The following is a 12,183-nucleotide window of genomic DNA, read 5'->3' as shown; positions in this document are numbered from 1 at the left end:
TGTAGTTGCTACAGGCCCTATATATCCTGTCATCACCGAAACAGGAGATGCAAATGGCTGGCGGATGCTGCGGCGGCTCACAGAACAATACCGAAAGGCTGAACGATGCGGCATGGCGGCGCGTGTTGTGGATCGCGCTCGCCGTCAACGCGGTCATGTTCGGCGTCGAGATCGTCGCCGGTGTCACTGCCGGGTCCGCTTCGCTCAAAGCCGATGCGCTCGACTTTCTGGGCGATGCCGCCAATTATGCGATCAGCCTCGGCGTGGCAGGCATGGCTTTGGCGTGGCGAGCGCGGGCCGCGATGGCCAAGGGCGTGTCGATCCTGCTGTTGGGCGTATGGGTGCTGGGCAACACCGTCTGGATGGCGGCGCAGGGCGTCGTTCCTGCCGCCGAGACCATGGGGATCGTGGGCGTGATCGCGCTCGTCGCCAACCTTGCCTGCGCCGCGATGCTATGGCGCCACCGCGAGGGTGACGCCAACCGGCGCTCGGTCTGGATCTGCTCGCGCAACGATGCGATCGGCAACATCGCCGTGGTCGCCGCAGCGCTCGGCGTGTTCGGCACCGGCACGGGCTGGCCTGACATTGCGGTCGCAGCGATCATGGCTGCGCTGGCCTTGTCCGGTGGATGGCAGATCATCCGCCAAGCCCGTGGGGAACTGAGGAGCGCGCCTATTCACCGTCGAAGCGAAACCGCACCCCTCCGTTAAGGACGAACCCGTCGGTCGGTGCCCAGGCATCGACGGTCCACGCACCCGTCGCCGCCCGGCGCGGCAGGAGCAATGGATCGTATTTTGTCTGCCGCACATTGAGCAGGTTCTCGGCATTGAGGAACAGGCTGACCTTGCCCAGTATCAGTTCGCCCATCGCACCAAGTTGAACATAGGGCCTGCTGCGCGTCCGATAGGGATTGTCATCCAGCGACTGCCGCCCGGTATAATAGGCCTCGATCCCGAAGCGGCCGCGCCCTTCCTTCTCCCACATGCCGACAAGACTTGCGCTGTCTCGGGGCGTCAGCGGCACGATGCGCCGACCGGGTCCGTCTGGGTCCGGTTCGCTCGCGGCGACATGGACATAGCTGCCGGTCACCGACAGCGCCCGCCAGCGATAGCGCAACAGCACTTCGGCGCCGCGCGTTCGCGTGACGCCATCGGCGTTGACCAGCGTGACATGATCGGCGTCCACCACCTGCAATTGCTGGGCACGGTCGATGTTGGAAGCGAACAGGCTGACGTTGGCTTCGAATGGCCCACTGGCATAGCCGAAGTCGATAGAACCGCTGTCGGCGAGCTCCGCCTTGAGCTTTCCATAGGGCAGCAGGCGCGCGAGGCCATTGGCCTCCGTTTCCTCGATGAACGGTGTCGGCGCGTAGAAACCACGTCCCAGCGAAGCGCGGATCGTCCAGGGACCGGGGCGATACAGCGCGGCCAGGCGAGGGCTAACGTGCGAGCCGTAGTCACTATGCGCATCCCAGCGCAGGCTGCCTGCCAGCGTCAGCCTGTCGGCCAATTCCTGCTCACCCTGCACGAAGAGCGCGGGCACGGTGTAGCTATAGTCGAAGGCTGAGAATGCTTTGGAGCGATAGTCGTCCAACTGGACCGCGGCGCCCGCCAGCCATGTCGTCGCGCCCGCCTTGCCGCCGATCGACGCCTCGGCAAAAGCCGTGCGGTGACGGTCATTCTCCATCGTGTTACCAAAGACATGACGATGCGACTGGGTGACGCCTGAGGCACGCAGATGCAACGTGCCGATGCCGTCCAGCGGTGTCTCGGCCGTGAGGCCCAGATCGTAGCGTCGGCTGCGCAGCGTTTGCGCAAATGGCGATCCGTCCGGCGCATTTGCGCCAGGCATAGTCCCGCCATCGCGCTGCTCGGCCATTGCTCCGAAGGTCAACAATGCCTTGGTGCCATCGGCAGCATCGAGGAACAGGCGGGGCCGGACCGTGAAGCGCTCATAGCCGGGCATGTCGGCCCAGCCGTCGTCGTTCAAATCCTGACGGCTTTGCCGGTCGTAGCCAGCGGTGAGCGAGGCGCTGAGCACGCTACCGAGCGGTGCGGCGACATACCCCGTCACATCTTGCCCGTTGCGACTGGTGGCATTGAGCAGAAGTTCGCCTTGCGGCTCGGTTGCCGGACGGCGTGACACCAGATTGATGACGCCGCCAAGCGCCGAAGGGCCATAGAGCGCCGATGCTGCGCCCTTGATGATCTCGACCTGGCCAAGATCGGTCGGCGGGATCTGCAGCAGCCCGATGGAAGGCGTCTGCCCGCCGTAAAGTGGCAATCCGTCAGCCAGGATCTGCGTGTAGCGGCCCTTGAGGCCCTGAATGCGGACATTGGCCGCGCCTAGTGCAGGCGATGTGGTCTGGACGCGGACACCCGGCGTCTCGCTCACCAGCATGGCGATATTGCCCGGACGCATGAGGAGCTTCTCCTCAATCTCTTCGCGGCTGATGACATCCACGCGGATCGGTTCGTCCTGCACCCGGCGTCCAATCCGTGTCGCTTGGACGACGATCTCGGTTTCGGCCTCTTCGGCCTGATCTGCGTCGGTCTGCGCGCATGCTGGACCGGCCATCACAGTCCCAAATACCAGCACGCAGCCGACCGCATATGCTCCGCCGCAACGAAATATCCGCTTCATATTGCCCCGTTCCTGCCCGGCATAAGCGCCGGTAACGGAAACTCCATAATCCCTGTAGTAACTATAGGGTCAAGGGCGGGTTTCGACAGGAACGGTCATTCGCGCGCCCATCCGGGAACGGCCTTGCCTGGTCGGGAGCCGCCAACATCTCGGACATTCGCGAATGAATTCGCGCTGCCTGATAGCGGCCGTTCGTTCAGCATTTATCGCTCATGGTCAGGACCGCTGAGCACTCATATCGATTCGCGATTTTTGCAAGGTCTCAACCGAGCAGTTTGGCCTTCAGCGCAGCGAATTCTTCATCTGTCAAAAGACCCTGCTGACGCAGTTTGCCCAGCTTTGCGATTTCATCGGCGACCGATGGTTTCCATGCTGCAGGTTCCGACCTCGACGGCGAACCGGCCTCGATCCATTCACGCAAATCTGCGAACTTGTCTCTATCAGCGCGATCATATTGTAGTCGATTCTGGTTTTGCACATTGGGGCTGGCATGCGGCGAGGGCGGTCGCTCCCCCAAAAATGTCCAGCTCTAGGAAGCCGGCAAGCCAATCACCCGGTTCCTTCCAGGTGACTGATGTGATGTTTGAACGGGGAACACGCTTTGTTCCCAGAAATCCATAGAACCAGACCGAATATTTGAGAAGAAGGACCTCGCCTTCCGTCCAGATGGTAATCCCACCAGCTTTTAGCGGATGCGCTTCATCGATCATGTTCAAGTCCCCCGATCTAGAAGATATTGGCCAAATCTGACTGTGTCTAGCGGGAGCCTAAGCGGGGTTTCCCCTGAAATAACACTTTCGATTGACGATTGACCCTGTGTGAAATCGGCCATTCGGTCATTCTGCCGTCTATTCCATCAAAGGGACATTAAGGTGTGTGGACTTTGAATCTCGGTTTACCGATAGCAGACATTTCAGCCAAAAGCGGTGTGCGCTCCCAACAAAATGAGAGTCCCATTTAGCTTGAGACCCAACTGAAGCGCGTGTGCCGCCGCATGCTACGTGGCCGTGCGCATGTCACCGGCGGCTCACTGGGGATTTTCTTTGAGTCAGATCTCTTTTATCACTGCCAGATAGTCAATCGGGGGAGTGGCAAATAGTGAAAGGGTACATCTACATTAGCAGTCCCAATGCGGACCCCGAACGTAATCGGAATCTGAACGACCCGATCTTTAGAAAAACGCCGACCCTCGGTGGCTGCATGCCACCGATCCGGCGTCTGGTACGGCCTGGAGATTATGTTTTTGTAATCAGCGGCGCAACCAGAGGCGTTCAGCAGTATGTTGTTGGCGGATTTGAAGTGGCGGAGAAAATCGATGCTTTGGCCGCGTATAACCGGTTCCCGGAGAACCGGCTCCAGTTGAATGCTGAAGGTAAAGTCGTCGGCAATGTCCTAGTCGATAGCACCGGGAAGCAGCATCCCCTCGACACCCACAGTCCTACCAATTTCGCCAGCCGCATAGAGAATTACTTGATTGGGGTTAATCCAGTGGCGCTTGAGACGCCCGCGGAGGTCGCGCGCGGCCGAAGCGAAACTTTGGACCGGCTATCTTCGATTTTAGAAAAGCGACGCGCCAACCGCGTCATAGACGTGATGGGTCGTTGGGCTCGCCTAGACCAGGTTCAGATCGAGAAGACTCTGGACTGGCTGCAGGGAATCAAGCAACAATCAACCTAAATGGCAAACGTCGCAGCTACCCTTCGGGCGCTTTCGCTCAAACCTAGCGAGATCGCTGCGCGGACACGCTTAGCAACGGAGCGCGTGAGAGAAATTCTCGATGGCGCGCCAGTAACGGCATCGGAACTTCGCGCTTTAGCGCGTGGACTTAAATTATCCATGCGCGCGTTCACATCTGTGGGATCGCCTGCAAACAGCTCCGGGCTTGGAGCTTTATTTCGGGCACCGGGGGTTGCTGACTCCGAGCGCGAGCCGACGCTTGACCGGCTGGCTGGCTTTGTGGAGGCTGCACTAAAGGTCCTTCCGGTTCGCGGAGGACTTCCCGATTGGCTCGGCCGATTTGGTCTGCAGGCGCCTGAAACTTATGACGAGGCCGAACGGCTAGCGGCGGAGTTGCGTACCGTTCTCTACCCGGGCGAAGTTGATAGCCCTGCCATCGACCTGCCGCAGCGCCTGCGCATGCTTGATGGGCTGATCGTTAGCCAACTCAAGAATTCGAAGTTTGAAGGCGCCTCTGTTGCCGCGGGCGGTTATTTATTTGTGTTCGTTTCACCGCGCTTTCCCGCGCGCATGTTGTTCACGCTTGGGCACGAGCTGGGTCACGTCGTGGCTCATCATTCTGTCCAGTCTGCCCACCTCGATCTCGCCTCCCACATCGGGAGCTTTCGCAATCGGGTTGAAGGATTTGCCGATGCATTCTCCTCAGCCTTCCTCCTCCCGCCACAAGCGGTTGGGGGCTCGTTGCAAGCAATACGTCAATTCATTGGCGCATCCAGCAACGAGATCGGCGATGTCGAAATCCTGATCCTCGCTCGTCTGCATGGCGTGTCGTTCGATGTAGCTGCGAGACGATGCGAAAATCTCGACCTTTTGCCCCCCGGTGGAGCTGCCTCTCTCGCGCAGTATATCCGCGAGCACCACAAAAGCCCGGAGAAGCGTGCTGACGCACTGAATCTGCCGCCTAGGGAGAAGATACAGTTCGATCTGGTGTCTCCGGTTCTTATGAAGTTCGTTCATGAGAGCGTGGCTCGCGGTATGACTTCGCCGTCGTGGATCGCTGATCGGCTCGGTACGACGATCGAAAGCATCTATGAGACCCACGCATCGACGGGTGGACGCCGTGCGACTACTCATTGATGCCTGCGCAGCCATAAACCTTCACAATTGTGGAAAGCTTGCAGTCGTCTGTGGACTTCCAAACACCGAGGTCGCTTTGTCTCCGATCGTAGTCTCGGAATGCGGTTTGGATTGTGCCGCCGCAATCATTGCGTTGCAGGCAGAAGGGAGCATCCATTTTGTGCCAGACGAAGAGATCTCGCCAGATCGTTTCCTAGAGCTTGTGACCGATCACGACATTGGCGACGGCGAACTCGAATCCATTTCCATCTGTGAGGCAACTGATCGTGCATTTTGCACAGATGATGCTGCAGCTCGACGGCTCGCTACAAACCTGCTTGGTGCCCCTCGAGTAATGGGCAGCCTCCGCCTCCTGAAGCTGTCGGTTGAAGCCTCATTGCTGATGTGCACCGACGCTTTTGAAGGCTACAATAAAATGCGGGATTGCGGTGGCTTTCTGCCCGACGTGCCAAGTGATTTCTTCTGTATTGGCGAAGCGGCGTGATTGATGGGGAGGATGTGATGACCGAGGGGCCATTCCCGAACAGCTTGCTGGAGCAGTTCGATACTGCCTATGCGACCGTAACCTTTGATCGACGCGACATCTACGGCGCTCCTGAAGATACATATCGTCGAGTAGCCGCATTGCGGTCTGTGGTAGATGAGTGCCAAGATCCCCAGATTAGAGAGATCTTAGGTATGATCGTTACGAAGGTTGCACGCCTGGTACAAACGCCAAACCATCTTGATTCTTGGGTAGATGTTGCTGGCTATGCGCGCTGCGGTGTAATGTTGCTGAACGATAGATCTCAGTAAAGGGGCACGTTCCAGCCTCCTTTAAATGCTGGCTTTCCGATTTGGCTTTAATCGATGCGCGGCGTTCCAGTCGCAAGCTAAGGCGCGAGGACGTGTTGATAATCGAGAGAAAGATTTGCGCCGCGTCGGGGCGCGTAGAGTTGTGGTGGGCCAAAACGAGCCCCGAGAAGGGGCGGGTGCTCGTCAGCAAAATCATGGATGAGCAGCCCTTGGCGATGGCAGATGAAAGCGGAACGCAAGCACGCGGTGCGGTCTGCTGGGCGTATGGTCGAACTCTGGGAAACATTGAAGTCCGCTCAGCTCAACTTCTCCGTCACTTCACGGAAAAACGCGCCGCTGACACTGTTTTGCCTTGTGACTTCGTCTATGCAGGAAAGTACCGACATGGTGCCCATAGATGGTGGTGCCGGACACATCAGAGCCACTGGGGTACCAAAGCTGATCTTGCGGCACTGCAGTCCTCAAACGAGATGCTATGTGCCAAGCACACTCAGCTCATGAGCTATGAGATCGACCCTTACACGGTGTATCTTGATAAGCATGCTGAGGTGGGCGTTTGGTGTTCTATGCCTGCTGCCCTCTCGAACTTTGAGATTAAGCCCCGTCCGCCAAAGATACACGTCCACGTGCGCGACACACCCACAAGTCAAAAACGCATTGATGCAGACTTTGCTGCAATCTCGGCCATTTACACAACGCGGGAAGGTTTGTTTGGCGGAGATAGTCCCGTTCGCGTTAATATCACGCCGCCGGCTGCCTTTGAATTTGTCTGCGCTCTCGAAGCACACCAGAAGATGGGTTGTATCGATTGTTCACACTGCCGACACCCCCATCTCGACTTGGGCGACTTTGGAAAAACTCCGCATCGAAAGCACTTTTGCGCAAATTGCGGCAGAGACAGTACTTGGAGCCAAGGTCCAATAATTTCGACGCCGCTACAGCCACTGCATGATCGAACTGCGACTCATCTTACCTGTCTTCTGCCCGACCGAAGCCTCAATCTCGACGACTACAAAGGGCACAGCTACACCGTCTGGGCCTCGACCCCAGCGATTGTGTGGACTGCTAGCAGGCCGCAGGAATATGGCATCCATGTGCACGTTCATGACGGCAACAGTCGCGTGATTGACGACACCTTTGGCGAAGTCATCCTTAACGGAAAGGCGCTGGTGCGTGAAGAGTTGCTACAAGCAATGATTGATCGCGCGGTTGTATAAATCTCGAGCCGACGGCTCAGATGTAGCGAGGATAGTCCGTGCTGATTGCCTGACCCTCTTTCACATATTTCAGAACCTCGCCGACCATGCGCGCGGCGCGAATGGGGATTGGGAGCCGCTGGTTCATCTGGGTTGAGTTCCAGTTGATCTTGGTGAGAGAGAGCACTTCCTCGGCAATTTGCGAGATCGTGCTGTCGCTGCCGGGATAGGGACATAGGAGCAGTGGCCTCGGATCGTAGAGGCCAGGATAGGTGCCGTAGTACGGCATGCTGCCATTGGTGTAGAGCAGCCCCTTTCCTCCGAGATCTACGAAGGTGCCGCGCAGCACGGGATAGTTGCCGTCGCGCAGCACCTTCACCGAATAGGATTCCTGCACCCAGACGAGATCGCGTAGCTCGGTGCCGGCTTCGCTGAGCGCTTCGTAGATGCCTTCGGCCTCATCCTGACGAAACCGCGAGGTCTTGAGGACGATGACGCGCGCTGGCAGCGTCTTGTGATGGGTGCGATAGGCGGCGAGCACCCGGCCGACGAGTTCCTTGGCGTCGTCGCGCGCCATGTAAGGATGGCGGCCCCGGCTTTCGGTATGAGCGCGATTGCCCTTGAGCACAAAGCCGCGGCCGCGTTCGTCGAACATCTGGGCCGAGCTGGTGAAGAGCTGCTGGCCGCCGACCTCGCGGTAGAAGCTGATTCCAATATAGCAGGAGGTAAATTCGCCTTCCTTGGGTAGGCGGCGCCAGGGAATACGGCCGCTGCCCTTATAATAGAGCGTGGTGAGCAGATTCCAGCTTCGTCCGGCCATGTCCTGGATCTTGCGCGCGCTCGTTTCTTTGATCTTGCGCGGGATGACGGCCTTGTCGTCAAGCACATCTTCCCAAACGATCTGGATAGGGAAATTGAGGCTCATCGCTTTGGCCTTGAGCAGACCGCGAAAATTCGGAGCGTCGGAGCCCGCGCTATCCTCTTCCTCGGTCGTGCCGTCGGAATCGACCTTCGCACTCCAGACCCGCTCGATCAGCCGCACGGGCAGCGCGACCATGGCGACATGCGGCCGATTGCCGCCGTCGTCGAGCATCTGCAGCTGCTCGACAATAGCGTCGACCGCCATCTCGACAGCCTTTTCGTGGTTCGGCTCCTTAGCGATCCTATCGATCTGCGACTGTGAGAGGATGGCAGTGCCGCCCTCATCGATTTCGAAGCGGCTGCGATATGGATTCTGATTGCTCAGCCCCGGAAAGGGCGGATGAAGATTGGGATGCTTCTCGGACTTGCCCTCAACGCCTGCCGACGCGGTCTCGATGAAGCTCTTGGCATCTTCGACGGTCTTAGCGCTACCGACGACAGCCACCTTTATAACGTCACCGACGAAGGTCTGGAGCGGTCCCGCATCCATGAGACCGAGCCGCGGATCGGGATGATGGTGGCGGTCCCCGAATTCGAGCTCCGGTTCGTCGAAGATTTTGGTTGGGAAGAGCGTCATGCGAACAGACCTTCCTGCTCGTCGGCGTCCTCTACCTTGCGCTTGGGGCTTCCCCAGACGTCCTCAGGTACGCGCGTGCTAAGCTCGATACTGGGCGGCGCGCCGAAGATCAGACCGGGTTCGACGATGGGTGCTGCGGCAAAGAGATCGCCTTTATCCGATTGCCGGGCGGACAGGAAGCGGTGCCACATTATGACCTGACCGCGCAGCGCGCTGCTGTTGTCGAGGCGCTTTTTCCCTGCGAGCAGGGCGGCGGGATGCGGATGGGGCCGAAACCCATTGGTGGTGAAATAATAGCTCGGATTGACGACTAAATACCACTGGCCGGCGAGGAGTTCGAACCGCGGCGAGAAGGCGTGATGGCGCACGAAATCGACCCGGTCGGGATCGGTCTTGCTGCGCACCACGTTGACGACATCTGCGTCGGTCTTCTTCTTCGCTGACTCATAATAGAAAGTGCGCGGAACTCCCTCCTCGAAGGCGCAGAAATAGAGCAGCTTGCGCGTCTTCGACCACCATAGATCGTCGCGAAACTGGTGGCGCAACGTGTCGCGCAACAGATGCGAGAAGATGTGCCGCTCGTCCTCGTCGTCGTGAAACGCGAAATGTTCGGTCTCGATGGCCTCTACCTGATCCTCGTCGACGATCTCGCGACAGGCCGAGGTGCGGGGGTCATGAAAGGACCAGAAAAGTCCGCCGCGCATGACCCAATCGAAGCGCGGCGTCTCGTCGCCGTCCAGCAGGGTGGCGATTGCCTTATTTGGGGTGAGCGGCGTGGTCGCGACAAACAGCTCGGTGGGCAGTGTGAGCGGGAGAATGTTGACCAAGGCCTCCTCGCCGCCGCCCAGTGGAGGCACATAGTAGCCGAAGCCGGCCTTGGGAACGGTGAGAGCTGCGAGGCGGTCCACCGCCGCACTGTCGAGACGATCGGTCTGCTTGTCGAATTGCAGGCGGCGCTCACCATCCCCGAGGTCGGACGGGATCGCCTTCCAGTAGAAGCTCTCGTCATCCTGCCGGTAGAGCACCAGAATTACGGGTAGGTTCGAGCCCCGCCAGTAAGCGAGATCGGCGCTACGGATCAGATAATAGAAGCTATTGTCAGTCTCCGAGGAATAGCGTCCCTTGGCGGTGCTCTTGACCTGGACCGCGATCATGCGGGCCGTGGGCTGCCCTTGCGCCATAACCTCAGCGATGCCGTCGATCCCGGTTTCGAGACGCGAGCGGGCGTCGAACTGAAAACCGATGCCAAGAAACCTCAGCCTAACTGCCGCTTCGCCGATTTCGCCTATGAGCTGATTGGACGTGATTGTTTTCGCCATGTTGCCATCTTGAAACAGTCGAATAGGCAAAGGAGCTACCATAGGAGCGGGGGGAACAGATAGTGAAAACCTAGCTTGCCCTCACACGGCGGGAGCAGTCGCCGCTAGACGGCCGAACGTTTGTTAGCTTGGCGTCGCGGTCGCGGGCGCTGCGGATTGATAACCGAAGTCGTCGGCCTTTTGTCGACCATACTGCGTGCCCAACCTGGGAAAGGCGACGGTCGACATCTTGAAGTAAAATTTAGAGGGCCGAGCGAACGACGCTAGTCGAATGCCGCCGATGCGATCATCGCGATCGAATGTCAGCTTTGTCTCGATCGCTGCCCGAAAGCTGCCTGTCCAGAACGTCCGCAATAGCTGCCGATATTAGTGCATAAGCGATGACGAGATTGCGGCCCCGCCTATCGGCGGGGCCGTCGTTGGCCAATCAGGCCGGCGCGTTCCAGATGATCACCTTTTTCGTCGGATCGTCGCCCGGCGCGTTGGCAATGTTGCCGTAGATCGTCCCGAACTCCGGCGCGGAGAGCACCACCGAGATGTAGTCGGCACCAGTTGTCTGTGAGGACTTGATCCAGCCGGCGCCCAGCTCAAAACCATTCTTGCGGCTAATGATCCGGTAGTCGGGTTCGGATTCCTTCGCCTTGCGGGCGTTGGGGATGATGGAGATCGGACCACTGACGGTGAACGTGGCGAGCGTGCCTTCGAAACTGTCACCCTTGACGGTCAGATTTGCGACTGTGGTAGCCATGTCAAAAAACTCCTTCGGTTGCTCGGGGACCATCCCCGATGGCGCCCAAAGGAGAGCCCGGTTGCCGACGTCATCGAAGCACAGCGGAGGGGAACCCCCTTGCGGGGTTGACGGAATAAGGCTGCCGAGGCTCGTATTCAGGCGACGAGTGAGGGGTGGCTTCGTGCTACCGGGGGGGGGCAACCAATCTGGCGGCCAAAGCGCATCTCGCCGGCTATTCAACTTCGAGGCCAGCCTGCTTGCCTAACGCCGCCCATCCTCTCACAACCTTTCCACCGCAATATGATACCGAACCTGCCTCGGTCGTCAGATGTTGAGGCTGAACGCTCGGTTTAGAAAGTCTTTCCGTAACTGTGCCGCCTCCGCTCCGAAATGGGCCTCACGATGATGATTGGGACACAGGCAGACGATGTTCGCCACCGTGTCGAGGCCATCTTCCGACAAGGGGATGATGTGGTGCGTCTCAAGGTAGATCGCACCGTCGGCACGCACAAAACCGGTCGCGCCACAATGTTCGCAGCGGCCCGCAGCCCGTTCGAGCGCCGCAAGTCGCACTTTCGGATCACGCACATACACAAGCCCCGCGCGCTGCCGCCGCGCGCCTTCTCCATCCTCCCTGTGAACATGCGCGAACTGGTCGACGAAACGCGGACCCGCCTCGCCGCGAACCAGCAGATGCGCGCCGGTCGTGCCGTCGTACGATACGAGGGTCCAGGGCTCAGGATCGAGTTCGCGTTCGGTCACCTGCGAGGCCTTGGCATCGGGATCGTCGCGCTCGCGACGTTTCCCAGCATTGAGGATAACCCGGATCGCCAGCCCTTCGTGATAAACCCGTTGCAAGGCCTCATCCAACTTGCGAGCGCGGCGGCCCCAAGGGTTGCCGTGTCCATTCGCGAATTGGATGGCCGCATCCTCACGAAAATTACCGCGATGCACAATCCGACCGTCGGCGTCCTCCTGCAGCAGCACATGCCAGAGGTTCAGAACGATCGCGCGCCCGGGCTCGACGAAGACCCATTCATAGCAATATTTGGGGTTTGCGCGGGCCCCTGCCCCACCACGCTTTCCGTTTGACCAATCTGAAACATCAAGGCCTGCCTCGCGGACCAGGTCGTGAACGAGGCCTTTTGTTTTGGGCCGAATTTGCTCGATCTTCGTCATGCGTCTGTA

General features: G+C 59.0%; 13 protein-coding genes. 6 read left to right on the top strand and 7 right to left on the bottom strand.

The annotated features are described in order from the left end of the window. Positions 1-53: 53 nt before the first annotated feature. Entirely contained in the window at positions 54-710 is a 657-nt protein-coding gene (locus M2333_RS00875; RefSeq protein ID WP_264610534.1) for a cation transporter, read from the top strand. Here M2333_RS00875 and M2333_RS00870 read toward each other — a convergent pair. The 3 genes from M2333_RS00870 to M2333_RS00860 all read right to left on the bottom strand — a co-directional run bounded on the left by M2333_RS00870 (position 673) and on the right by M2333_RS00860 (position 3,353). Continuing rightward, the gene (locus M2333_RS00870) at positions 673-2,577 is read right to left on the bottom strand and encodes a TonB-dependent receptor plug domain-containing protein (protein WP_264610533.1); all 1,905 of its coding nucleotides are present in this window, start codon (positions 2,575-2,577) and stop codon (positions 673-675) included. The genes M2333_RS00875 and M2333_RS00870 overlap by 38 nt on opposite strands. Before the next feature lie 328 nt (positions 2,578-2,905). Continuing rightward, complete coding sequence (locus M2333_RS00865) at positions 2,906-3,064, bottom strand: SHOCT domain-containing protein (RefSeq protein ID WP_264610532.1); 159 nt, start codon at positions 3,062-3,064, stop codon at positions 2,906-2,908. A 28-nt stretch (positions 3,065-3,092) separates the two neighbouring features. Beyond that, positions 3,093-3,353: a hypothetical protein gene (locus tag M2333_RS00860; protein ID WP_264610531.1), complete on the bottom strand. Its 261-nt coding sequence runs from the start codon at positions 3,351-3,353 to the stop codon at positions 3,093-3,095. 388 nt (positions 3,354-3,741) lie between these two features. Between M2333_RS00860 and M2333_RS00855 the strand changes: the two genes are divergently transcribed. The 5 genes from M2333_RS00855 to M2333_RS00835 all read left to right on the top strand — a co-directional run bounded on the left by M2333_RS00855 (position 3,742) and on the right by M2333_RS00835 (position 7,469). Beyond that, complete coding sequence (locus M2333_RS00855) at positions 3,742-4,320, top strand: hypothetical protein (RefSeq protein ID WP_264610530.1); 579 nt, start codon at positions 3,742-3,744, stop codon at positions 4,318-4,320. Positions 4,321-4,404: 84 nt separating this feature from the next. Continuing rightward, positions 4,405-5,457, top strand: coding sequence for an ImmA/IrrE family metallo-endopeptidase (locus tag M2333_RS00850; protein WP_264610529.1), 1,053 nt, complete (start codon positions 4,405-4,407; stop codon positions 5,455-5,457). Beyond that, the gene (locus M2333_RS00845; protein WP_264610528.1) at positions 5,441-5,941 is read left to right on the top strand and encodes a hypothetical protein; all 501 of its coding nucleotides are present in this window, start codon (positions 5,441-5,443) and stop codon (positions 5,939-5,941) included. The genes M2333_RS00850 and M2333_RS00845 overlap by 17 nt, the downstream gene beginning before the upstream one ends. 17 nt (positions 5,942-5,958) lie before the next feature. Then, positions 5,959-6,252, top strand: coding sequence for a DUF6378 domain-containing protein (locus tag M2333_RS00840; RefSeq protein ID WP_264610527.1), 294 nt, complete (start codon positions 5,959-5,961; stop codon positions 6,250-6,252). 92 nt (positions 6,253-6,344) lie between these two features. After that, positions 6,345-7,469 (top strand): hypothetical protein, encoded by a 1,125-nt coding sequence (locus M2333_RS00835; protein WP_264610526.1) that lies wholly within the window; start codon positions 6,345-6,347, stop codon positions 7,467-7,469. A 16-nt stretch (positions 7,470-7,485) separates the two neighbouring features. Here the strand turns inward: M2333_RS00835 and M2333_RS00830 are convergent, their stop codons facing one another. The 4 genes from M2333_RS00830 to M2333_RS00815 form a co-directional block, all read right to left on the bottom strand. Then, on the bottom strand, positions 7,486-8,946 hold the full coding sequence (locus M2333_RS00830) for an argonaute/piwi family protein (RefSeq protein WP_264610525.1): 1,461 nt from the start codon (positions 8,944-8,946) through the stop codon (positions 7,486-7,488). Continuing rightward, a complete protein-coding gene (locus M2333_RS00825) occupies positions 8,943-10,265 on the bottom strand; it encodes a DUF4365 domain-containing protein (RefSeq protein WP_264610524.1) in 1,323 nt (440 codons plus the stop codon). The genes M2333_RS00830 and M2333_RS00825 overlap by 4 nt, the downstream gene beginning before the upstream one ends. Before the next feature lie 427 nt (positions 10,266-10,692). Beyond that, positions 10,693-11,013 carry a DUF736 domain-containing protein gene (locus tag M2333_RS00820; protein ID WP_264610523.1) on the bottom strand — a complete coding sequence of 107 codons (321 nt, stop codon included), beginning with the start codon at positions 11,011-11,013 and terminating at the stop codon, positions 10,693-10,695. A gap of 306 nt (positions 11,014-11,319) precedes the next feature. Continuing rightward, on the bottom strand, positions 11,320-12,174 hold the full coding sequence (locus M2333_RS00815; RefSeq protein ID WP_264610522.1) for an HNH endonuclease: 855 nt from the start codon (positions 12,172-12,174) through the stop codon (positions 11,320-11,322). Positions 12,175-12,183: the final 9 nt, after the last annotated feature.

The organism is Sphingobium sp. B11D3B (assembly GCF_025961735.1).
Classification (GTDB): Bacteria; Pseudomonadota; Alphaproteobacteria; order Sphingomonadales; family Sphingomonadaceae; genus Sphingobium.
The sequence above is the reverse complement of the archived record's forward strand: the minus strand, read 5'-3'. Positions and strand labels throughout refer to the sequence as shown.

What these genes read in the sequence shown, in the direction of transcription:
- M2333_RS00820 (WP_264610523.1), bottom strand. Translation starts at nt 11,013, where the DNA reads ATGGCTACCACAGTCGCAAATCTGACCGTCAAGGGTGACAGTTTCGAA.
- M2333_RS00840 (WP_264610527.1), top strand. Translation starts at nt 5,959, where the DNA reads ATGACCGAGGGGCCATTCCCGAACAGCTTGCTGGAGCAGTTCGATACT.
- M2333_RS00815 (WP_264610522.1), bottom strand. Translation starts at nt 12,174, where the DNA reads ATGACGAAGATCGAGCAAATTCGGCCCAAAACAAAAGGCCTCGTTCAC.
- M2333_RS00870 (WP_264610533.1), bottom strand. Translation starts at nt 2,577, where the DNA reads ATGGCCGGTCCAGCATGCGCGCAGACCGACGCAGATCAGGCCGAAGAG.
- M2333_RS00875 (WP_264610534.1), top strand. Translation starts at nt 54, where the DNA reads ATGGCTGGCGGATGCTGCGGCGGCTCACAGAACAATACCGAAAGGCTG.
- M2333_RS00825 (WP_264610524.1), bottom strand. Translation starts at nt 10,265, where the DNA reads ATGGCGAAAACAATCACGTCCAATCAGCTCATAGGCGAAATCGGCGAA.
- M2333_RS00860 (WP_264610531.1), bottom strand. Translation starts at nt 3,353, where the DNA reads ATGATCGATGAAGCGCATCCGCTAAAAGCTGGTGGGATTACCATCTGG.
- M2333_RS00830 (WP_264610525.1), bottom strand. Translation starts at nt 8,946, where the DNA reads ATGACGCTCTTCCCAACCAAAATCTTCGACGAACCGGAGCTCGAATTC.